19 protein-coding genes and 2 pseudogenes are annotated in these 19,702 nt (G+C 48.5%); 3 read left to right on the forward strand and 18 right to left on the reverse strand.

All coding sequences use genetic code 11. The features are described from left to right. Positions 1-116: 116 nt before the first annotated feature. The 16 genes and pseudogenes from H8S64_RS06935 to H8S64_RS07010 all read right to left on the reverse strand — a co-directional run. Positions 117-311, reverse strand: a pseudogene (locus H8S64_RS06935) (ArdC family protein); the annotation flags it as partial. 4 nt (positions 312-315) lie between these two features. Beyond that, on the reverse strand, positions 316-921 hold the full coding sequence (locus H8S64_RS06940; protein WP_186975513.1) for an OB-fold nucleic acid binding domain-containing protein: 606 nt from the start codon (positions 919-921) through the stop codon (positions 316-318). 90 nt (positions 922-1,011) lie between these two features. Further along, complete coding sequence (locus H8S64_RS06945) at positions 1,012-1,188, reverse strand: hypothetical protein (protein WP_168947880.1); 177 nt, start codon at positions 1,186-1,188, stop codon at positions 1,012-1,014. A 22-nt stretch (positions 1,189-1,210) separates the two neighbouring features. Beyond that, on the reverse strand, positions 1,211-2,770 hold the full coding sequence (locus H8S64_RS06950; RefSeq protein WP_186975514.1) for a glucosaminidase domain-containing protein: 1,560 nt from the start codon (positions 2,768-2,770) through the stop codon (positions 1,211-1,213). Between the two features lie 4 nt (positions 2,771-2,774). Then, positions 2,775-5,156 carry a MutS N-terminal domain-containing protein gene (locus H8S64_RS06955; RefSeq protein ID WP_186975515.1) on the reverse strand — a complete coding sequence of 794 codons (2,382 nt, stop codon included), beginning with the start codon at positions 5,154-5,156 and terminating at the stop codon, positions 2,775-2,777. A 38-nt stretch (positions 5,157-5,194) separates the two neighbouring features. Then, positions 5,195-7,003 carry a hypothetical protein gene (locus H8S64_RS06960; protein ID WP_186975516.1) on the reverse strand — a complete coding sequence of 603 codons (1,809 nt, stop codon included), beginning with the start codon at positions 7,001-7,003 and terminating at the stop codon, positions 5,195-5,197. A 17-nt stretch (positions 7,004-7,020) separates the two neighbouring features. After that, positions 7,021-7,305 carry a hypothetical protein gene (locus H8S64_RS06965; RefSeq protein ID WP_154577578.1) on the reverse strand — a complete coding sequence of 95 codons (285 nt, stop codon included), beginning with the start codon at positions 7,303-7,305 and terminating at the stop codon, positions 7,021-7,023. A 23-nt stretch (positions 7,306-7,328) separates the two neighbouring features. Then, on the reverse strand, positions 7,329-8,156 hold the full coding sequence (locus H8S64_RS06970; RefSeq protein ID WP_186975517.1) for a M23 family metallopeptidase: 828 nt from the start codon (positions 8,154-8,156) through the stop codon (positions 7,329-7,331). A 21-nt stretch (positions 8,157-8,177) separates the two neighbouring features. Beyond that, positions 8,178-8,843 (reverse strand): hypothetical protein, encoded by a 666-nt coding sequence (locus H8S64_RS06975; RefSeq protein WP_186975518.1) that lies wholly within the window; start codon positions 8,841-8,843, stop codon positions 8,178-8,180. Between the two features lie 13 nt (positions 8,844-8,856). After that, positions 8,857-9,540: a hypothetical protein gene (locus H8S64_RS06980; RefSeq protein WP_178287758.1), complete on the reverse strand. Its 684-nt coding sequence runs from the start codon at positions 9,538-9,540 to the stop codon at positions 8,857-8,859. A gap of 11 nt (positions 9,541-9,551) precedes the next feature. Continuing rightward, complete coding sequence (locus tag H8S64_RS06985; RefSeq protein WP_186975519.1) at positions 9,552-10,241, reverse strand: hypothetical protein; 690 nt, start codon at positions 10,239-10,241, stop codon at positions 9,552-9,554. Continuing rightward, positions 10,222-10,707 carry a PH domain-containing protein gene (locus H8S64_RS06990; protein WP_128129191.1) on the reverse strand — a complete coding sequence of 162 codons (486 nt, stop codon included), beginning with the start codon at positions 10,705-10,707 and terminating at the stop codon, positions 10,222-10,224. Before H8S64_RS06990 ends, H8S64_RS06985 begins: the two co-directional genes overlap by 20 nt. A 13-nt stretch (positions 10,708-10,720) precedes the next feature. Beyond that, positions 10,721-12,268 (reverse strand): toprim domain-containing protein, encoded by a 1,548-nt coding sequence (locus tag H8S64_RS06995; protein ID WP_186975520.1) that lies wholly within the window; start codon positions 12,266-12,268, stop codon positions 10,721-10,723. 2 nt (positions 12,269-12,270) lie between these two features. Then, positions 12,271-13,839 carry a hypothetical protein gene (locus H8S64_RS07000; protein ID WP_186975521.1) on the reverse strand — a complete coding sequence of 523 codons (1,569 nt, stop codon included), beginning with the start codon at positions 13,837-13,839 and terminating at the stop codon, positions 12,271-12,273. A 32-nt stretch (positions 13,840-13,871) separates the two neighbouring features. Beyond that, a complete protein-coding gene (locus H8S64_RS07005; RefSeq protein WP_186975522.1) occupies positions 13,872-14,096 on the reverse strand; it encodes a hypothetical protein in 225 nt (74 codons plus the stop codon). 27 nt (positions 14,097-14,123) lie between these two features. Further along, positions 14,124-14,882, reverse strand: coding sequence for a DUF4099 domain-containing protein (locus tag H8S64_RS07010; RefSeq protein WP_128129195.1), 759 nt, complete (start codon positions 14,880-14,882; stop codon positions 14,124-14,126). A 217-nt stretch (positions 14,883-15,099) separates the two neighbouring features. On the opposite strand from H8S64_RS07010, the gene H8S64_RS07015 reads away from it, so the two are divergent. After that, positions 15,100-15,738, forward strand: coding sequence for a M23 family metallopeptidase (locus H8S64_RS07015; RefSeq protein ID WP_186975523.1), 639 nt, complete (start codon positions 15,100-15,102; stop codon positions 15,736-15,738). Between the two features lie 34 nt (positions 15,739-15,772). Here the strand turns inward: H8S64_RS07015 and H8S64_RS07020 are convergent, their stop codons facing one another. Next, positions 15,773-16,609, reverse strand: a complete 837-nt coding sequence (locus H8S64_RS07020; RefSeq protein WP_128129197.1) for a phosphoribosyltransferase family protein — start codon at positions 16,607-16,609, stop codon at positions 15,773-15,775. Between the two features lie 7 nt (positions 16,610-16,616). Then, entirely contained in the window at positions 16,617-17,813 is a 1,197-nt protein-coding gene (locus tag H8S64_RS07025; RefSeq protein ID WP_186975524.1) for an ATP-binding protein, read from the reverse strand. Positions 17,814-18,198: 385 nt separating this feature from the next. On the opposite strand from H8S64_RS07025, the gene H8S64_RS07030 reads away from it, so the two are divergent. After that, on the forward strand, positions 18,199-18,423 hold the full coding sequence (locus tag H8S64_RS07030) for a DUF7688 family protein (protein WP_186975525.1): 225 nt from the start codon (positions 18,199-18,201) through the stop codon (positions 18,421-18,423). A gap of 420 nt (positions 18,424-18,843) precedes the next feature. Then, a pseudogene (locus H8S64_RS07035) lies at positions 18,844-19,484 on the forward strand (hypothetical protein). Positions 19,485-19,702 lie beyond the last annotated feature (218 nt).

The following is a 19,702-nucleotide window of genomic DNA, read 5'->3' on the forward strand; positions in this document are numbered from 1 at the left end:
CTGTTTTCACCTTTTGCTTTCGCTCGGGGCTTATTCAGTTGGGAGTAGAACATATTGTATCCTATTCTAATCTCTTGCCACAGAGATATTTACTATGCGACCATTCTGGACGCACGCATTAGCGCATTCATACCGTTGTATTCGCGTCCGGAAAGATTACGTGGCCACTGGAGTGCCCCCTCGGTGAACCAAGGCTTCTTCCAGTCCTTACCGATACTTTCCAGCTTTTCAATCATCATTTCAGCGAACAGGTCAAGAGCTTTGTCTTCGCTGTTCGGTCCGTCCGTATTGCGTTTCCTGTAACTAGCCATATCGTCAGTTATTGTTTGGTGTCGGTACATACTGGTTTACTTCCTGACAACGGCATGCAATATCAACCTTACCGTTATATAAGGACAAGTCGATTTCACCTTTTGCCTCTATTTTTGTAGCAGGCTGCAACCAGGATTCACGTTGTTTGTCAAAACAAAAGAACCTTACCCACAAGTATTCGAAATTTTCATTTACCTTTTCTGCGCTAAATGCTGAAAAGCTGAAGAACGGTTTCCCGTTTTTGTCCGTTCGTTCATCTACCGTTTTTCCTAATTTACCACGGAATATAAGTTCCCCTTGCAGGCTGTCTGTGTCGTTTGCTCCGGCTGGAACGATACTTTCTGCCGACAGGTTGAAGTACGTTTTGTCACCCCTGTGCTTCGGTACCAGTATGCCTGTTACCTTTACACGCATACCGTTTCGCAGACGCGCTGCTTCTTCCTGTGTTCCGTCCATGCTGACGCTGATTTCCACTGCTCCGCCCTGGCCGTCCTTTCCCTGAATGGTGGTCTGTACGGTCATACTGACAAACTGTTTCCCTTCTTTCCCGTTTCTGAGGATGGCATCACGGCTGATTAAGCCGCATACCGTTACATTGCATTTGATCATAAAGTGTCTTGTTTATTAGTGTTACATGTCCACGGACCATGTATGTGCTGAATGCTGAATATTGATGTTGAATGCTGAAAATGGTGCTGCCTAATCGGGGGCACGTATTTTTATATAGACTATCCATACGGCGATGGCCACCTGTACGGCTACGATGACAGCCGTACCGATCCAGCCGACCAGCCTTTGGCATACCATAATATGCATTGCCAGTGCGGATAGTCCGAGTAAACATCTGCTTATTGTTATCACCACGCGTTTTGTCATGTCTGTTATGTGTTTGTCATATCTATCTTTTCATGGTTTCCGCCTGTGTCTGCTGTTGCGACATGCCTTGCTCGAAATTCCGGGAGGCGGCTTCCGAAAGAATCACGGTATTCAGCAGTCCGGTCACCCGCATCCTTTTGCTTTCTTCTGAAAGCTCGTTGCTGTTTAATACTGCAGACAGTCGGCTCAACTCGGCTGATGTCAGTTCTCGGGATATTTTCAGTTCTCCGTTATCCGCTTTCAGGATGGCCTTGCCGTTTTCTTCTATGCTCAGTTCGCAAGTTTTCATGCCCGGCATCAGGGATGTCAGGTCAATCCTGCGCCTGTCCATAGCAGCAGAGATTGCGGCATTCTGTTCTTCTTCACTCTTCGCATCTATCTGTGCAGCCAAAAGCATCAGGGATGTGAAAGCGGTCATAGCCATCTCTACGATAGGATCATTGCAACCCGATATGCCGACACCGCTATCCTCCGAGGACAGCAGTTTTTTCATCCAGGCATCTAGTGCCATGGTCTTGTCTGTGTTAATGTTCTCGTTATCCCTGTACTTGGCCAAGAGGTCACTTCCGTTGTACATCACCTGTTGTTTGATATTTCCTTTCTGGGCAATCTCTGCCAGATAGGCTGCCGGATCCACCTCGCGTTTCGTCCCGTCGCTGTATATGTTTGTCACTCCGAAATGCAGATGCTCGCCGGTTGTTCTGCCTCCCGTATTGCCGGAAGTACCGAGTCGTTGTCCTGCATTTACGCTGTCACCGACTTTTACGGTAATGTCGCTCAGGTGCATGTAGGTACATTGTACCTTGTTACCGTCCGGTCTGCTGTATTCTACTGTTACCGTCTTTCCCCCGGCGGAGTTCACATTATTGTTCACCGACACTACTTTTCCGCCATTTTCCGTTGCCAGTACTGCATCACCCTTGCATCGTATATCAAGTCCTTTGTGCATCTGCTGCTTCTCCTTGTTCATCGGATCCTGACGCATACCGAAGGCCGATGTTACAAAGAGAAACTCCTCGCGTTCCACCGGAAACGAATACTCTTCTGCCATTCCTGCTTTTTCCTCGCTGCGCAAAGGATTCTGTTCTATCCCGAATGTTTTTCCCTGTGCGGCCATTTCCTGCATGACCTGACGGTCGTATTTGTCAAGACCATTCTGTTCAATGATTTTCTGTAGTGTAGCTGCATAGTTTCCTCCGGTTGCATATCCGGCTTTTGCTATGCCTTCTGTCCATCCTTTATAATCATCCGGGTTGAGTTTGAAACACTCGGCATAGCGGCTGTTCTCTTTCAAGAACCTGGAATGATGTTCGAATGATTCGCCTACATTGTCATAGCTGCAGAATTTTTCATTAGGTTTGTCATCCGTGTATAGACCATAACGGCCACCCTGTGCAATCCAGTCAGGCGTAGCCTTGATCCCGAAGTGGTTGTTCTCGTTCAGTGCCAGTCGGCTCTGTCCGTTACTGCTCTCCAGAATACCCTGGGCAAGTGTTACGGATGCAGGAATGCCGTAGCGGCGCATCTGCTCCATGGCATACTCTGCATACTTGTCTGCATATTCTCTGTTTTTACCAGCCATATTATTATCTCCTTAATGTTGTACGTTGTTCCACTGATTCTTCGTTTCCGTCTTTTCCGGATGCTTGGCCTGTTTCTCTGGCTGTCCCTTCGGATTGCCTCCCGTCGGACATGCTTCCAGACTGTTGCAAGGACTTGCTTCTTGCTTTCTCCATTTCCGGTGCATCACAGATGACTACACGTTCTCCGGCCCTGATTAGCTTGGGCAGGTAGTCGTCCAGTTTGTGATAAGGAAACTCAGCCGATTGTGCAAATCCCCGTTCACCTCCTTCCGAAAGCTTTTGTACGGTAACTCCCAGTATGCTGGCTCCCTTCTCGGCATCATCATTGTACATACGGTAAAAGTCACCTTTCCGTACCAATTGCAGGGCATCAGGATGTTTTGCCTTTATCCTGTCCCAGGATTCCCGTTGTGCAGACGTTTCATTCTGTACCGTCTTTTCAGCACTGTCTTTTGTGGTCTCGGCAGTCTGCTGTCTTTCTGCATCCTTTTCCTGTTTCTCTCCGGCATGTTCGTCCTGTGTCTGTCCCTGTTGCAGTATGTCTGCAAACAGCGTTGCGGCAAGATTGCGTTTATACTCGTTCTTGTCCTCTGCCAGCCACATGCGTTGCCACTGCTGCGGAGTCAGGCTTCTCGGCTGCATACGGTTGCCGTCTATGGTAGCCGTACACTGGATACCGTCTTTCTTCGTCTTGAATACGCAGACTCTCTGAATGCGGTTCAGGTCTATGTCCCTGGTCTCTGTGCTGAACAGATCAACCTTCAGGTCTGGTTTAATCTCAGCCAGCGCATAATACTTGTGTGCCAGTTCCATGCGTACCTTGTCAATGTCATCCATTGCCTGTTTCAGCGTGGTGAAGAAACGGTTTACGTCCTCCTTGTCCGGATAAACGCTGTATCCCGGTTCGTTCTCCGGTTTCAGATACAGAGCCCAGCGGTTCTTGTCGTCCTGCACCATCTGTATCTTGTCAAAGCATTTTTCATTGGCTTGTTTTACGGCTGGAGTAACGTCCAGCGTAGAGAGTACTTCCATTGTCCAGTTCTTCAGACGGGCCAGCGATACCTGTTTTTCTGCGAAATACGCATCATCGGGTCGGTAGCCCAAGGCACCGTCCGGATTGAAGAAACGCACGTTTTCTATACCTTCCAGTCGCAAGGCACGTTCGATACGAGCCTTGTTCATGCCCGGCACCTCATTATCCACTTCCGTAGAAGCTCCTGCGGGCAGTACCACGTCGGCCTTCTTGCCCTGACGGTCTATGACAAGCACGATGTTCTTGTCTTCCTTGCTTGGGTATCTGCTGATTTCATCTGCTACAAAGTAGTGCTTCGGGAGCTGGTCGCGCAGGTCGGTTGTCTTTTGTCTGTTGCGCAAGGTGGCATATTCTATTTTTTCGCCTTTTTCCGCTTTGTGAATCACCTCAAGGGCATTGTTTACGTCACTTTCCAATGCGTCAATCAGGATAGGATTCTCCTTGAGTTCCCTGTTCCAGTAGTCCACCATCTTCCTGCTTTCTTCCGTCAGGCGTGCAGGCAAGCCAAGTTCAAGCATCTTGATTCCGGATGCTATCTCTACCACCAGCCTTTCCTGTTTCAATGCATCTTCCGAAGGTGGCATACCGTTTTTCATCACCATACCTTCGCGTGCAAGCCTCTGCTGATGTCCGGTTGCACTCACTATCTGTCTCAAAGCTTCCTGTACATAGTCATGGTAATGCTTGAACTCTCGCTGGCGGGGCATATACACCGCATCACGGTCTGTTTCGTAATGTGGCATACCGCTTCCGTCCGAACGTACTGGAACAAGATAGTCACGCATTTTCAGCAGGAAGTCGTTGAATCGGATGTGCAGTTTGCGTTCGTCAGATTCTGAATATCCATTCTCCGTGATTCCACCGTCAGTCTTCAATGCTATGTCATAGCCTCTTTCGTCCACATAAGGGAATGTCGTCTGATCAATGTTGAACAGTGTTCGTATCTCCCTGTTGTGAATGCCTTTGTACTGTTCCTTCATTTCCGGCTCCAGCAGGAGATAATCCCGTCGGGTGATGATATCCTCTGGATTGTTGCGGTTCACGTAGCGGTTCCAGTTGTAGTAGAGAAACGGTACCCCCTGTTCATGTTCCCTTACCGATGTACCGCGTTCCTTAGCATCGGTGTATAGGGTAAACAGATTTGTCTTGCATCCTTTGCTGTCCGAATGCAGAGCCATAAACAAGGCGTTGAACGGACTGGCCGAAACTCCTTGCGGATAGAGTCTCGGATAGTGCTTGCCGGCAGCATTGAGCCAGTGGCCGTCGGCTTCCGAAGCGCCACTCAATGCCGATGAAAGCAGTTCTATTTGCTTTTGTGCGGCATTCTTCTCTATTTGCGACTTTTCTTTCATATTTGGATGTGTTTGTGTTGTTTATTTTTATGTACTTCTTACTGGATACCTCTGCTTCTGGCCGCAGTTTCCTGTTGTCCGCTGTCGTAGTTTTCCGCAGCCATCTGACGCAGCCTGTCGCTTTGGGCAAGTATGGCATTGGCCAGTGTGTTCAGGGGCACCGCGCCGCTACGGTAGGCATCCGCTACTGTCGGACTGATCTGTATGGTACAGGGAACACGGTCTATCGTAGCAATCAGCGTGCAGCCCTGCAATACCGGATTTACGATACGTGGATTCAATGGTTCGTCCGCATAGCGTTTGTATTGTACGTTTCCGCTTTCTCTACGTGGATATCCGTCAACTTCGCTCTGTTGGTTTGACAGTGCTTCCTTGCCGGCCTTGTTCAGCAGATTTGCACCGCCAAGTCCCATGAGCAGCATCTTCAGCAGCGGGTTCCGGACAAACAGTCCTGCTACGATACTGGCTATCGGCAAAAGGTTATCCTTCAGTCCGAGGGGTTTCGTCTTGCCCGTAAAGAGCCCCAGCAGCATATCCGGCAGCATGGCTATGATATAACCCAGGTTACCGGCCACTTTTCCCATTCCGTCAAGACCGAATGAGCGCAAAAGCCCGTCCCAGCCGTTTGTATTGGTATGTTCCGCTTGTTCTTCCGTTTCTTCCCGCGTACCTACGGCAGCTTCGTCGTCTTTCACATTTTGTCCGTTGTATCCGCTTGTCGGTGTTTCCGTATTTTTCATTGTCTGTTCCATTATTTCGCTTTCCGTGTTGTCCTTCAGCATTTCCTGTTCTTTCAGATAGGCATCCTCATATCCGGGAGCTACTACCAGCGGAACATCTTTGTACTGCTCTTTGCGTTCTTTTCCCGGCATACTGTAGTTCTTCATCCATGCCGGCTTTTCATTTTCTTTCTTGCTCCAATCCATAAAACTGAAATTGATGACAGGTATTTTATTTCTCAGCTGTCCGTTGACTTGAGCAATAAGTTTATTATCCTTGGCTGGAATCATGGTCGCTTCTTTGCGGAACATATCAAATACATTGTTCTCCTTTCCGAACACACCTTTGCTGATACATTCCTCTACGGATTGTTCCCGGGGAGTTTCAGGCACAAGACTGTCAGCTGCAGCAGTCAGTACAACATCCACACCCACGAATCTTGCAAGCGAAGCCCACGATCCGGCACCTCCCAGCATAATGGCATCTGCCGAAGCGCCCAGTACATTTCCGGCACCTTTTTCCAGCGTACTGGGATGATAGGCTGCCTCGCTGCGTGATTCAATCTCTTCTGCCAGTGGCGAACGTCCCAGTGTCTGTGCCAGTCCCAGCAGACTCGATTGTCCGGCCTTTCGGATAATGTACTCGGCTGATGACTTGGGTATCCGGTCATTCACCAGTTTGTCCACCATCAGCCGGTCCAAGCGGTAATCCAGATAGGCATACGCCAGGTCGCATCCCAGTTTTTCCGAAAGGGCATCGTAACGCTCACGTCCTATTTCAGCCACTACGGTTTCGCGCCACTGCCCGGCCATACAGGCCAGGTCACGCTGGATATCATCCGAGGCCAGGATGCGTTCCTTACACATTCCTATATACTCTTCCGTAGTCTTTGAGTTCCATTCGCCCGTCAGTTTGAGTGTCTGGTACGGGTCTCCTAAAGGTTGTCCCGCAGTCGCCATCATACTGAGAATACCGCTGGCAGAGGTAGAGTATTCTTTCATTTCCTCGACCTGCTTACTGTTGAGAAAAGCCTGTGTTTCATTCATTACCGGTACCAGGTAACAGCGGAAATAACTGCCCGTGAGAGCCTCCATTTCCGCAAACCGTCTGCTATTGATTCCGTCCATATCTTGTCATTGTTTCGCTATACCATGTTTATCTGTTTGAGCAGTTGCTCCTTGGTCTGCTCGATGGCATGGTGATATACTTCCATCTGTCTTGGAAAATATTCTTCCAGCCATTTGTCCTTCTCTATGTTGTCCTGCAGGAAACGAACTGCTTGTTCACGTTCGATTTCCACCGAAGCTTCTCCTTCATCATGGTTGTTGAACCATGCCTTTGTCCACCAGCGTATGCCGAACCTGTCAGGATATACAGAAACTATTCTCGGGATGTCGAAACTCTGGATATCTATATCCAGACCCGCCAGCGGATCAATTACTCCTCCGCTGGCTACTGCTTCGTTACGGAGTTTTTTTTTAAGCCCTCATCAGTCGTACTCAGAAATATTTCGTGTCTGAGTGCCAGATAGTTCAGAAAATCCCCGATAAGCAGGTTCTGTACCTTGCCGGCCAGTGGAAGGGCTCTGTGTCCGAGTCCCAGAGGATTGGCCAGGCTGGGCATTCTCTCATAGAAATACTCCTTTACGGCTCCCATGGTGAACAGATGACGCAGGCTCAGTTCCGTATGCTCCGGTAGTGTATATGCACCTGATCTCAGGTCTTCCATATAAAGAGGAAGGAAGCGGAGCATCAGTTTTTCTATTTCCTCTCTGTCATTCTCATAGTTGGTTGCTACGGTCATTCCTTCCTCGTCAAAGTCTGCCGCGCTGCCGGTTGCCTGTCTGGCTGCCCGGATGTTTCCGTACAGCATGGTCAGAAATTCTAGCGGATTCAGTTCTTCTCCCTTAAAGCGGGTTTCCAGATGCAGCAGGTCGCCGCTAAGTGCCACTGTCTGTCCGGCTTTTACACGCTGCCCGAACTGGGCGAACACATTCGACAGATGTCCGTATGTCACTTCGTAGCCGCCATATCGGATGGTCTGACAGATACCGTGTACCGGATTGTTGGACACGCCCGACACGATACCGTCCGCAAGGGCTGACAGCATCCGGCTGCGCACGCTGAAGTCAATGCCGTGATGAAAGAATTTTTCTCCAGTTGTCGGATGTACCTGTTCGCCATATCCAAGCGACATTTCCACATCTTTTCCCTGTGCTTCCTCAAACGGCATACAGTAGCCGCTTTTCGAGTGCAGGATCATTTCTTCTGTATATTTCATATCTTGTATTGTTTTTTAGTCCTATCTTCTCATGCCCCCCGGTCGCACTTGCTCTTCTTCCGGTGCGACTTGCGGTTGCACCCTTACGGCACTTTCCTGTGAGGACATACGGGTAATACCCGAATTGTTACCGATAAGCATCATTCCCAGCAGTGCACCGGCAATTTTGCCGAGCCATCCGAAACGGCCGAATACAAGGAATGCGGCCGCTACCAGCCCTGCGATACTCAGGCCTGATACGTTTCCGCGTCCCAGATTGCCAAAAAAATTTCCTATCATCGTTCCAAGTCTTCCGCTTGTTGTTTCTTTCAGGAAGTTTGATACTCCGTCCAGTTTTCCGTCAAGTCCGGATACAGCTTCTGTTACAGTATCCATTGCTGCTCCGGCTTTCTCTTTCAGGGCTTTCATCTCCTCGGTCGTTCCAGCAAGAGTTTCCGTAGCATTTTTGCCTACTACAGCTTCGCTCACGATTCTTGCTACACTTTTGTCCGATGTCAGCTTTTCCCAGCCTACATACCCCACGGCACCACTCACGGTGGCGGTCTTAATTGCCTGACCAGCTCCGCGAAGAGTCTTTGTGGGGTGAAGTACCGCCTCCCCGGCACTTTTCCCAGTTGCAACTGCGGCTTTTCCGGCTCCTTTGGCAGCCTTGCCGCCGTATTTTAATAAAGTGTTCCAAAATCCCATATCTTTCCGTATATTAAGGTCTTACATTCTTTCCTGCCTGTTTCCAACGTCTTTTTGCCGCTTCCACAATGTCCCGCTTGTCTGCTACCGGCCGTGCGCCTTCATCTATCTCCAGCCAGATGTCACCAAGCGTTGTGTACTTCACGGCTTTTGTGAGCCGTTGCAGCTTCTGGTTCATCATCCTGAGTTTGGGACGGATGCCGAATACGATTTCCATCCGTTCCTTTTCGGTCATCTTGTTATCGGAAATACAGACAGACCGTATGTCATTTACAATTTCCACACTGTTCAGTATAAGTTCCCTGTATATGGCATTCCTTCTGGCTGATAGGGCCACGGCTACGGCGTTCGGAGAGTTCCTTGCCAGTTGCCGGCTGAAATCACCCATATTGTCCGTCAGTTTGGATACCTCGTGGTAGAATCCGTATGTCTGTGCCGCATAGCTGACTATCGAGCGGAACGAATCCAGATAGTTGTTGAACTCACGCTGCAGGTTGGTCGTGGCTTCCACTTCTTCCTTGGTCCAGATATGTCCGGTTGTCTGCATCAGCATAACCTTCTCCTGGTTCTTCAGTTCCTTTTCTGCTTTCTCTGTGTACAGCAGTATCATACCGGCAAGTACCGGGTCATTCTGCGCCCGGACTTTTGACAGTCCAGTACACAGCAGAAGTGCCATTATTAATATTATCCTGTCCATCTTGCCTTGTTTTATCGTGTCATGGCAGCAGCCTTTCTCCAGCGCGACATGGCTGTCCGGGCCACTTCTCCGTTATTCCGTTCTATCATTCCTGCCGTCACGCTGTTCCACACGTCATTCAGTGTATAATAGCGTACACTCAGATAGAGCAGATGCAGCTTTCGGCTGAAAGCCGACAGCTTGTCGTTCAGTGCCCACAGTGTCTTGCTGCGCTCTGCTCCGGTCAGCATGTTCTCTGTTCCCCCCTTGGCCACAGCATCGTTCAGCAGCGTAAACACAGACACCAGTTCGGTTGCCGTCTCTATATACAGGTTGTTCATGCTCATTCCGGCTACGATTCCCTGCGGATTGTCACGAACGGCCTTGCCAAGTTTTCCCAGAGTAAGAAATATCCGCACGCCGTCGTTGTACAGATGGGTACAGGCTTTCAGCGACGATGCATAGCCGTTTACGGTTTTCAGATAGCTGTTGTACTGTTTCTCCCACTGGTGGATGCGGTTGAACTCTGCCGCTATCGTATTCTGTAGCAGTGCCGTCTGTGTCTGCCCCTTAATCTGCTTTTCTATCTGTCCGTTTATCAGGTCATTGCCCTCGGCCAGTGCCATCCATTCCAGAGGATTCGAAGCAGCTACCTGTGCATGGAGTGCCTGTGGAACTATAATGGCAAGTGCCATCAGTATGCTAATGATTGGTAATCTCATATATTCCCTTTTTTCGTTTATTGTATTCCACACGTTCGCGTATCAGAGTCACGATTCTGTCACTGCGTTTCATTCCCAGCAGGTCAAGCCGTGGTGTGTTCCGGTCCATCGAGAGGATGCTTACCGTTTTCAGTCCGCATATCTGTTGTAGGATACTCTGTTTCTCCTGGAAGTCCACGATGCGGTACAGTTCCATATAATCCACCTTTCTTAGCAGAATACCGCGCTCGCATACAAGCTGTTCGGCTGTTATGTCATAACGTATTCTGCGCAGATAGATGTACCGGTAAAGCAGTACAAGAAGTGCAAGTGCAGATATTGTGGTCGCCATGCTTACGAGAGGCATGTTTTCCATGCCTCCGTATATTAGTCCAGCAACACAGACCGACATCAGCGGCAGCTCATTGATGACAAACTGCACCGGATGCGGCCGGAAGTTGATGATATCGTAATGTGTCATTTGCATAGGCTGGCTCTGTTTATCGGTGAAACCGTGGTTGGTTGTTTTCTTTTATCTTAGATAAGGAATCGGATATCTCGTTTTCCAGACTGGATAGTTCTTCCCGTATTTTGTACATCTCCTGGAAACCTTTTTCAGGCATACCCTGATCTTGGGTTTCAAAGGAGAATATTATCTTGTCCGCACGCTCAATTCTTTGTCGTACCGCCTTATAATCCGCTTCGTCATACGTTCCGGTACGGATATGTTCAGGATTGACTTCCGGCAATGCAGCCAAAGCGCGGTTCAGAGTGGCTTTACCGCTTATCTCCTGAAGTTCGCCCTGCTTTTCTTCTATTGGCTTCCCCAGATCTAGCAGCTGGTCGTTCCAGTCCTTGTAGCCGTCAGCTGCCGGCTCATAGATGATACGGGCTGTGGAGCGAGGGTTCAAGGAATCAGACCTTCTTTCCGCCTCGTTTGTAATAGCCGGCTCTTCTTCCTGTTTCACAAATGCTTTGATTATCTTGTCGAAGTCAAAGGGTTCCAGCTTTATTTCATGACGTGGATTTCCTTTGCCGTTTTCCTGAATTACAAGCAAATCCGCTTCTGGGGTAAAGCTGGTAAATTCCATCCCGGCATGGGTTAGGGCAAAGGTTATTGCATAGATTTTTCCCGCACGGTCACGGTCAAAGCAAAGATGGTGCGAAGCTTTTGGCGTTGCTTCAAACATTCCTCTGAACTGCTGGCGGCTCGGTGAACCTCCGGTAGATACAAACACGGCCTTTCTCAATTCCCTGTTTGTTTTCTGGTTTAGCTGGTAATAGGCCATTGCGTCGTATGCGCTTTCAAACCAGTAGATGTCGTTTGCATCAGCCGGTTTGGTCTGTGCAGGACTGGCGGCCCAGACTCCTTCATTCGAATTGCTCCCTTCTGCCTTTCCTTTGTAGCTTCCGCTTCCGTCTGGTCGCGGACGGCCCCTTTCTTCAAATCCTACAGTCTTCTCCGGCTCTTTAGGCAGGATAAGCGGAAACGACAAGTTGGTATAAGCTCTCCCGTCTTCCAGATGTCTGGTTGCCAGACAGAAATTCCTGTGAAAAGCATATTGGGTGTACAGATCTATACCTCTGCTTTTGAAATAAGGATAGAATCTTTTCTGTGTTTCCCTATCCTGCGGGTTGAATTTATGCAGTTCGTATTGTTCAATGTCAAAAGGTCTGATATCACGTTTGGGCTGCAGGATACGGGCACTGCGTTCCTCTATGGGGTGGTTGAGCAGACGACAGCACACCAGATTTACCAGTCTGTCAGGCGAGATACCGGTTCTGTATTCCGCAAAAAGCTGCGGATGCTCCTTGATGAACGATATTATATTGTAGAGTTTCTGCTGCGGTGGCTGGAAACAGCATTGTCCGTTGGCCGTCACTATGAACTTGTCGCCACGGATACGCCGTCCGTCGCTGTCCGTGCGGACATACGAAGGGTAGCGAAGGCCGTCCCGCCTGTTCAGGCGGTAACCCGCATCAATAAGCACGTCCTGAATGTTTAGTCTGCGCAGATAGTCGTCGTATGTAAGGTCTCCGTCTCTCATATTTACCTTCCTAATCTCATGTCTGTAATTTCCCGGTTCATTTCTGCTTCGAAGTAGCGTATTGCCACATCCCTTGGCGTGTCAACTCCCGGTTTGTAATAGGGTCTCGGGCCGCAGTAATGCTCGGTGTACACTTCCGGTGCATGATGGCACCGCAGGTTGTGCACCACTTCCGAGGCTACCACCGTGCCTGCCGACAATGCGGCAAGTATCTTCACTCCAAGTCCCTGTCGGGCTTCCGGACGCATTTTCATGTCCACTTCGTCAAACACTTTCGAAAACAGTTTCATTCTGTGATAGTCATCAACTGCAAGAAACTTGTCATATTGCTTCTGGCTTATCTCATGGCTCACGACCTGTCCGTTAATGACGGCGCTCATTCGGAACTTTCCCTCGGTTTCAGTAGGGTGTACGGCTATTTCGCCAACCTCTACCTCACGTCCGTTCCTTTCCTCCCTGTACCAGCCCATCTTTTCGTTGAGCGGTGTCAGGTCACGTCCGTCCACTGTGGCTGCAGCCTGTACATCCGTTGTCATCCGCTGCTCCTGTACTTGCTGTTCCTGCAGGAAAGTGTTCTCCTGCAATTGGTTCTCCTGTTCAATTTCCTGACGTATATCAGGATGCAGGCCTACTGCGATACGGCTGTTGCTGTTCAGCGTTTCCATACTTACCTTGTCGGCAAAGTCCGGACTGATGATGTCGTTTATCAGGCTGATGCGTTTTTCTGTCGGATGCTCTTCTATCGAGTTGGAGGTCAGTATGGCTGTCTCTTCCTCCGAAAGGTCATAGACCATGTCCATCGTCTCCCGTTCCGACTGAACAGTCATAGTTTTGGCATCCTGGTCAATGATTATTCCATGTGATGACAGGCATTCCTGCCATTTCTCATTGGAAAAATATACCGGTGATGTTATCAGTTCCCGGTATGGTATTGCCGGCTCCGTACTTCTCGGCCGGCTTGTCATCGGAGTGATTACAGCCTGAAGGTCTTGAAGAACGTCCCGTTCTTGCTGGGGGGCGGCCTGCCTGTTCCCCTTGTAGTAGAAGCCGTAACCTCCTGACTGCAGTTCTCCGGGTTTCATCCGTCCGTCCCATCGTTCCGGTACAGCAGGTCCGCCCGGATAGAACAGGTCGCCGCCCACTCTGCGCAGATGAAAGCCCCACTGGTTGCGTGGAGTCCACCCCAGAAACGGAGGCGGCATGTGCGGCCACGCAGTCCGCCCGTATTCTCCGATGCCTATCCTGTAGCCATGCAGTCCCATGGCCACACGTCCGTTGGCATTTCGGGCATGAACAAAATTTTTGGGCAGATAAAAGTCATTGCCTACGATGCTGGTAAATACATTGTAGGCTTTCTTGTTTGCAGTGTTTGTTCCCCAGTCCGTAAGTGCCAGCATCTGGCGTTCAGTGATGGCGTAGGTTAGCAGAGGTGAGTCATGTCCCTGCACGACCAGTCTGTAACCAGAACTGTCAGACACCACATGAGCCTGCATCCCGTTACGCATCAGAATCTTTTGCATTTCGGGTTGCAGGTCCATTTCTCGGGGATTGGTATTTGTTCGTATCGCCATAATCCGTAGTGTAGTTTTTAGTTAGTTTTTTTCTAGGCTTCACCGTTTTCCATGGCGGATTCCAGCTCAGCATCTTTATGACGGACAAACTCGGCCGCCGATTCGTTACCGATGGAAAGACCGTTCTCTTCGCAATAGTTGCTGTATTCCTCCTGCCATTCTGCTGAATAATGGTTTACATAGTCCAGCCAGCCGTATTCGCCGTTTTCCATTTTTTCTACCAGAATATCTTCCGGATAATATTTCTGTTCTGACATTTTATTTTATGGTTTAATGGTGATTTCTTATTTATGAAGCGAAGCTGCTCGGTTCCTTTCTCCGCTTTTCTTCTGCTCGTTCCAGAGTTCTTCAGTGTACTCTTCTTCCGGTACATAATCCAGGTTACCGTCATTGTCCATCACCCAACATCCGTAACACCCGAAAGTGTACTTGTCCCATTCACGCTTGTCTCGTTCTTTCCATTTCTGTCCGTCTCCGTCACAGAAACGGATGCCGGTCGGAGTTGTCAGGTCAATACCTACCGTAACCGTATCGTCATTCACAAGCAGGGTAAGCGGATCTCCGTGCTGCATACTCTTTATTTCCACCGCTCCTAGGCGAAGCTCTTCTGCAAGTACCTGGAGATTGCGTCCAATGATGGGGGTCGGTACCGACATTACCTGTTTGGTCTCCGGATCAATCTGCACGAAAGCCTTGCCGTGTCTGCCGTCGCTCTGTATTACATCCGCAATAATGGCTTTACCCTCCGTTAATTCTTTCTGTTGCTCCGGTGTGTATTGTTCAAGGGGTGAGGATTTCAGTACCGGATAGAAAACCACATCCGTAGTCCCGTCTTCTTTACGGATGCAAGCAAAACGGGTACGGCTCTCCGCAGTCTGGCCGTTTTCGTCAGTCACACGTACTGGAAGTACTGGCGAGTGTCTTCCATTACATATCTCTTTCAGGATTCGCATGGGAAGATCTTCAATCATTTCACGTGTAAGTCCAAATTTCGACAACACAGGATACGGTAGTTCTTCCAGTTCAAAATGGTTCATTCTCATATTATAAATCATATTATAAATTATACTATGCAAATATAAATTCTTTTTGTTCAGATGATGAAATAAACTGCTTTATAAAGAGATATAATACGTTGTTTTTATATTTAGAGTATGAATTGTTTATAAAAATCATACTTTAATAGTGGTATTTTCATATTTAATTCAGAATCTGTTTATGTAATTCGTATCCGTGATACTTGAATACTATATTTGCCAGATGGAAAAAAATATATGGTTCGTCTTGACAGGCTTTTCAATATTATCATGCCCTGTATTCGCACAGTCCTGTCCGCTTGTGCCTACAGATGTATGTGCTGAAGCGGAAGTTACAGTATCTGTGGAAGGTGAAGAAAAAGAATATACTACTGGCAATGCAGGACTTGCCGGAAATATGGAAGAATCCAAAATAATCTGGACGCAGAGATACTTGAGCGTAAGTCTGCCGCTCAGGAAATTGAAGGTTACTTCACCATATGGATTTCGCAGAGATCCTTTTACAGGGAAAAAAAGATTTCATGGAGGTCTTGATCTTTATGCGAGGGGAGAAAAGGTTATGGCTATGATGGCTGGTATTGTGGTGAAGGTAGGGCAGGACAATGCTTCTGGAAAGTATGTTGTCCTGCGTCATGGCAATTATCAGGTCAGCTATTGCCATCTTTCACGTATTCTGGTAGAAACTGGCAGAAAGGTAAGCCCCGCAGAACCAGTCGGAATAACCGGTTCTACGGGGCGCAGTACGGGCGAACATCTGCATATTACCTGCAAGCTTAACGGAAAAAGTATCGACCCGCGGATTCTTTTCCGTCACATCAAAAATATTAAGGATGAATGTGTAAGAGCTTTGAGAGACCTGTAATGGCATTTTAAGGCTTCATGCTTATGCCGCTGTTTCATCTTTTCCTCGTTTTCAGCAGGCATTTTACCTGAATATACAAGACGTGCATTCTCAGTAAAAAAAGCGGCGGAACTTCCACCGTCTTCCCATAGAAGATGGCGGCTGTTACCCGTCCGCCGTGCCGTTCTATCTCTTTCTTGTACTCGGATACGCTCTGCCCGGTTGTCATCACGTCGTCCACGATGACGATATTTTTTCCTTCTACATCGCCGGTGATGCTATAGTTCCGTTTGAGAATACGTTTTTTGCCGCCTTTCATCTTGTGCAGGCTTTCGCGTGTTCCGGTTATCACCACATCGTTCAGTCCCGAGGTCATCTGCGGGCAATGCGTGGATATATATTCGTCCAGCCGTCTGAAGCGGCGGATGTATTTCTCACGGCTGCTGCACGGCATAAACATGACATGCAGGTTCTCTTCTTCAAGATGCTGGGCTTCCATACAGGATTTGAAGAATCTTACTCCGTGGATTTCACCGTCCTTGAATCTGAATAGCGCATGGCAGAACATCCGTTGTCTGTTGCTCAGCAACTTCTCATGGCGTGCTGGGTAATAGTAGCCGTAGAAGGTCACTTTCATCCCCCTGAAACTGTACGGTTTCAGCGGTTGGTGGTTCTCGTAAATGTCCGTATGTGAAAAGAAGAACATGCGGCAGGCATTCCTGTTCCCAGCCAATACGGATAGTCGGCAATACTGGTCACGCTCTTTCTCGTCTATGGCGGTTCGTGCGGCGGCAAAGGCTGCATCACCGGCTTTCTTCCGCCAGAATCCTATGACGTAGAATAGGATGCACACCAGCACACATAAAAGCGTGAATACTAATCTCGCAAGCATACTTGTCTTATCGGGGGCTTTGGAATAGTTTCCTGATATCCATCGAGAGGAAATTTTCTACGCTGATGCCGCCGTCGCCAACAATAAACGAGGCCTGTGGTGTGAACAGTTCCTTGAATTTATTCAGACCGTCCGTCCTTTTTTCGGCATTGCTCTTTACTTCGATAGCTATTGTTATGCCTTTCTTGCGGATGACAAAGTCCACTTCATCATTTCGTTCTCTCCAGTAGAATACCTCAAACCGGTGGACGAACCCCTGACTTACAAGGTAGGCTCCGATACCGGATTCAAATATATGTCCCCATGCCCGGCGGTCAAGCAGGGCTTGTTCAAATGAAATAGGGTTATACACCGTTTTCAGTGCATTGTTGAACACCTGGAACTTCGGAATACTGGCTTTTCTTCTGGCCGTATCAATGCTGTACTTCTGTAATCCGCATAGTAGTCCGCTCTCTTCCAGCAGGTTGATGTAACCGGCCAGTGTGGCCGTGTTGCCGGCGTCCTGAAGGGAGCCGAGCATCTTGTTCAGCGACAGCAGGTTGCCTGAGTAGGCCGCACCCAGTTCAAAAGTCTGCCGCAGCAGCGCCGGCTTGCTGATGGGAGTATCCATCAGAATGTCTTTGTTGATGGTCGCCTCGATAATGGCGGATTGTATGTATTGTTGGAAACGGTCTTCGTCACCGATAAGTGAGGCCGCGCCGGGATAGCCTCCGTAATAGAGATATTGATTGATTGAGAAACCGAAACTGTCCCTCATTTCCGTATAGCTCCAGTGGCTCATGCGTATCTCTTCGAATCTTCCGGCAAGAGATTCCGACAGTCCCTTTTCCAACAGCACGCGGCTGCTGCCCAACAGCAACACCTTGATGTTGCGGTCATGAAATGTGTCATCGTCCCATTCCTTTTTTACGACCTCGCTCCAGTTGGATATCTTCTGTATCTCATCTATCACCAGGACGACCTCTTCCCATCCGTTGTTTTCTTTAAGGCTGCGCACTGCCTCCCAGCAGTTGGTTATCCATGCACTGTTCGTAGCTGGTACATTATCTGCTGAAAACAGTTGGTACGGAATGGATATATCCTTCAATACCTGTTTTACTACCGTCGATTTTCCGATTTGACGGGCACCCATTACTACCTGAATGAACTTTCTCGGTTCTTCAACTCTGCTTTTAATTGTTTGATATTCAACTCTTTTATACATAGTGTTACAATTTACGAAGTGTAGTGCGTATTTTTACGCAGTGCAAATATAATAAATTTATCAGACTATATCAATTTATTGAGGGACAATATTTTGCACTGTTTTTTGCCTACTTTCTTGCTGTTGATTGCACTTGTTTTACCGCAGGGGCTTGTGTACTTCACACTTTATTAATCGGCGAATGTAGGACAAAGCGCATAATTTCCAAGCGACATTGTATTCGGATGGCGGAAACAGAACCTTTCGACCGGTTTCCTGTCCGCACTTGGTTTATTATGCGGCCTGCTTTGTCCTTTCATGCCTCAAAAAGTAGTGAATACGGCCCTGCAACACCAAAATAGGGAAATAAGAAAAACGGATTTTCAAACTATTAAAGCTAAAAGAAATGAAAGAAGAAATCAGACAGAACGGCAAGACAATACTGTCAAGTGAAGACGGATTCAGCATCCGCATGTTTTTCAACAACCTTAGCGGTAAGAATTTCTCCGGAAAGGAGTACCGGAACTATGTCAGAAACATAGCTTTCGGTGAAATGGGGTTCAGACCTGATACAATCGAACTTTACTGCGATGGCGAGAAAGTCAGGACAGGCACACTTCCCGAACTCTGAATCACAGTCAGGGCGGATATGCAGGCAGCATATCCGTCTGTTTTGAAGCCCCGTATCACTTTTATATTCATCCGATGCCGGATTTTCCCTTTTTACCCGCAGGGCGGCTTCCTTTTGTACCGTCACATGTTCCGATTCATTTCCTGTTACGCCTCACATACGGTACTCATCACCGGCATTGATTTTCTTCGCGAATCTACTGGCCGGTCCGAACCGCAGATACCGCTATGCTAACCGGGTACGGATTTGACGGCAGCCTTCCGCAAATCGGAGATTGGGGGTATTCCGTAAAATCCGCAGCCGCTTTACCTGCTTTTGTCGTCCGTTTTCCCAGTCTTCATTGCTTGAAAATTCCAATCCCGGCATGAGAGTCCGAAGCGGCTCGAACCAAGGGAAATTAACAACTAAAAAAATACAGGTATGGACACAACAGCAGCAACAATGCATCCGGCAGAAGAATATCTCCGTAACGAACAGAACCCGCCGGTCTTGTATGTCAGAATTTACGGGGAACGCAGAAAATTGTTTATCAACCGTGGCAGGGAGAACGTCGTCGGTATTATTGCGAAAGGCAAACGCAAGCATGGCTACATTTTTTCAGATTGGAACAGCATCGAAAAAATTTATTACCCGTCACAGGTAAAGGAGGACGAAAAGAATATGGACAGGAAAATGATTCTCAAATACCAGAAGCTCGCACGCCTTGCCACGCATACCAACGACTGGCTTCGCAAGATTGCAGCAGCAGGCCTTGAGAAGTCCCTATACGAAAACCGCATCACCACGGGAACGGCTATTGACGGAAAGTGCATCCGCCTTTCCACGATTGAGAAGTATTGCGGAAGCTGGAATATGCAGCGGTTCCGCCAGGCACTGAGGATAAGGAGAAATTCTCGACGTTTCGTTTCGACTTTTGCGGTTATGACGGTACGCTTTGGTGCGAGCCGCGTGAAAACGGCGACATGGCTGCCGGTTTCAGCAAGGAGTACCGGAATTGCGGCAACGGCTATTACTATCTGCTAATCAATGACGACTTCATGATTGGTTACGATATTGACTGATAATCCACGGACAGACCTTACCTGGGGGCCCGGCAGGGTCTGTTCCGGCTTCGGTCTGCCGACGGCAAAGTCCCTTTTTATCGACGGCATTGCCATGCGCTGTCCCTTTTTTACCCAGATTTTCCTTTTCTATCTTTCCATCCGCCTGTTTTCAATCCTTTTCTATCCATCCCTCTTGTAGCTGCTCTTCCGTTCTCCGCCGTGCGACCTCGGGGGAT

This window comes from Butyricimonas hominis, from assembly GCF_014287455.1.
Taxonomy (GTDB): Bacteria; Bacteroidota; Bacteroidia; order Bacteroidales; family Marinifilaceae; genus Butyricimonas; species Butyricimonas muris.

Bases quoted from the DNA above. Each gene is read 5' to 3' on its own strand.
- H8S64_RS06970 (WP_186975517.1), bottom strand. From the start codon at position 8,156: ATGAAATATACAGAAGAAATGATCCTGCACTCGAAAAGCGGCTACTGT.
- H8S64_RS06990 (WP_128129191.1), bottom strand. From the start codon at position 10,707: ATGCAAATGACACATTACGATATCATCAACTTCCGGCCGCATCCGGTG.
- H8S64_RS07025 (WP_186975524.1), bottom strand. From the start codon at position 17,813: ATGTATAAAAGAGTTGAATATCAAACAATTAAAAGCAGAGTTGAAGAA.
- H8S64_RS06975 (WP_186975518.1), bottom strand. From the start codon at position 8,843: ATGGGATTTTGGAACACTTTATTAAAATACGGCGGCAAGGCTGCCAAA.
- H8S64_RS07030 (WP_186975525.1), top strand. From the start codon at position 18,199: ATGAAAGAAGAAATCAGACAGAACGGCAAGACAATACTGTCAAGTGAA.
- H8S64_RS07010 (WP_128129195.1), bottom strand. From the start codon at position 14,882: ATGAGAATGAACCATTTTGAACTGGAAGAACTACCGTATCCTGTGTTG.
- H8S64_RS06980 (WP_178287758.1), bottom strand. From the start codon at position 9,540: ATGGACAGGATAATATTAATAATGGCACTTCTGCTGTGTACTGGACTG.
- H8S64_RS07005 (WP_186975522.1), bottom strand. From the start codon at position 14,096: ATGTCAGAACAGAAATATTATCCGGAAGATATTCTGGTAGAAAAAATG.
- H8S64_RS06955 (WP_186975515.1), bottom strand. From the start codon at position 5,156: ATGAAAGAAAAGTCGCAAATAGAGAAGAATGCCGCACAAAAGCAAATA.
- H8S64_RS06995 (WP_186975520.1), bottom strand. From the start codon at position 12,268: ATGAGAGACGGAGACCTTACATACGACGACTATCTGCGCAGACTAAAC.
- H8S64_RS06960 (WP_186975516.1), bottom strand. From the start codon at position 7,003: ATGGACGGAATCAATAGCAGACGGTTTGCGGAAATGGAGGCTCTCACG.
- H8S64_RS07020 (WP_128129197.1), bottom strand. From the start codon at position 16,609: ATGCTTGCGAGATTAGTATTCACGCTTTTATGTGTGCTGGTGTGCATC.
- H8S64_RS07015 (WP_186975523.1), top strand. From the start codon at position 15,100: ATGGAAAAAAATATATGGTTCGTCTTGACAGGCTTTTCAATATTATCA.
- H8S64_RS06940 (WP_186975513.1), bottom strand. From the start codon at position 921: ATGATCAAATGCAATGTAACGGTATGCGGCTTAATCAGCCGTGATGCC.
- H8S64_RS06945 (WP_168947880.1), bottom strand. From the start codon at position 1,188: ATGACAAAACGCGTGGTGATAACAATAAGCAGATGTTTACTCGGACTA.
- H8S64_RS07000 (WP_186975521.1), bottom strand. From the start codon at position 13,839: ATGGCGATACGAACAAATACCAATCCCCGAGAAATGGACCTGCAACCC.
- H8S64_RS06985 (WP_186975519.1), bottom strand. From the start codon at position 10,241: ATGAGATTACCAATCATTAGCATACTGATGGCACTTGCCATTATAGTT.
- H8S64_RS06950 (WP_186975514.1), bottom strand. From the start codon at position 2,770: ATGGCTGGTAAAAACAGAGAATATGCAGACAAGTATGCAGAGTATGCC.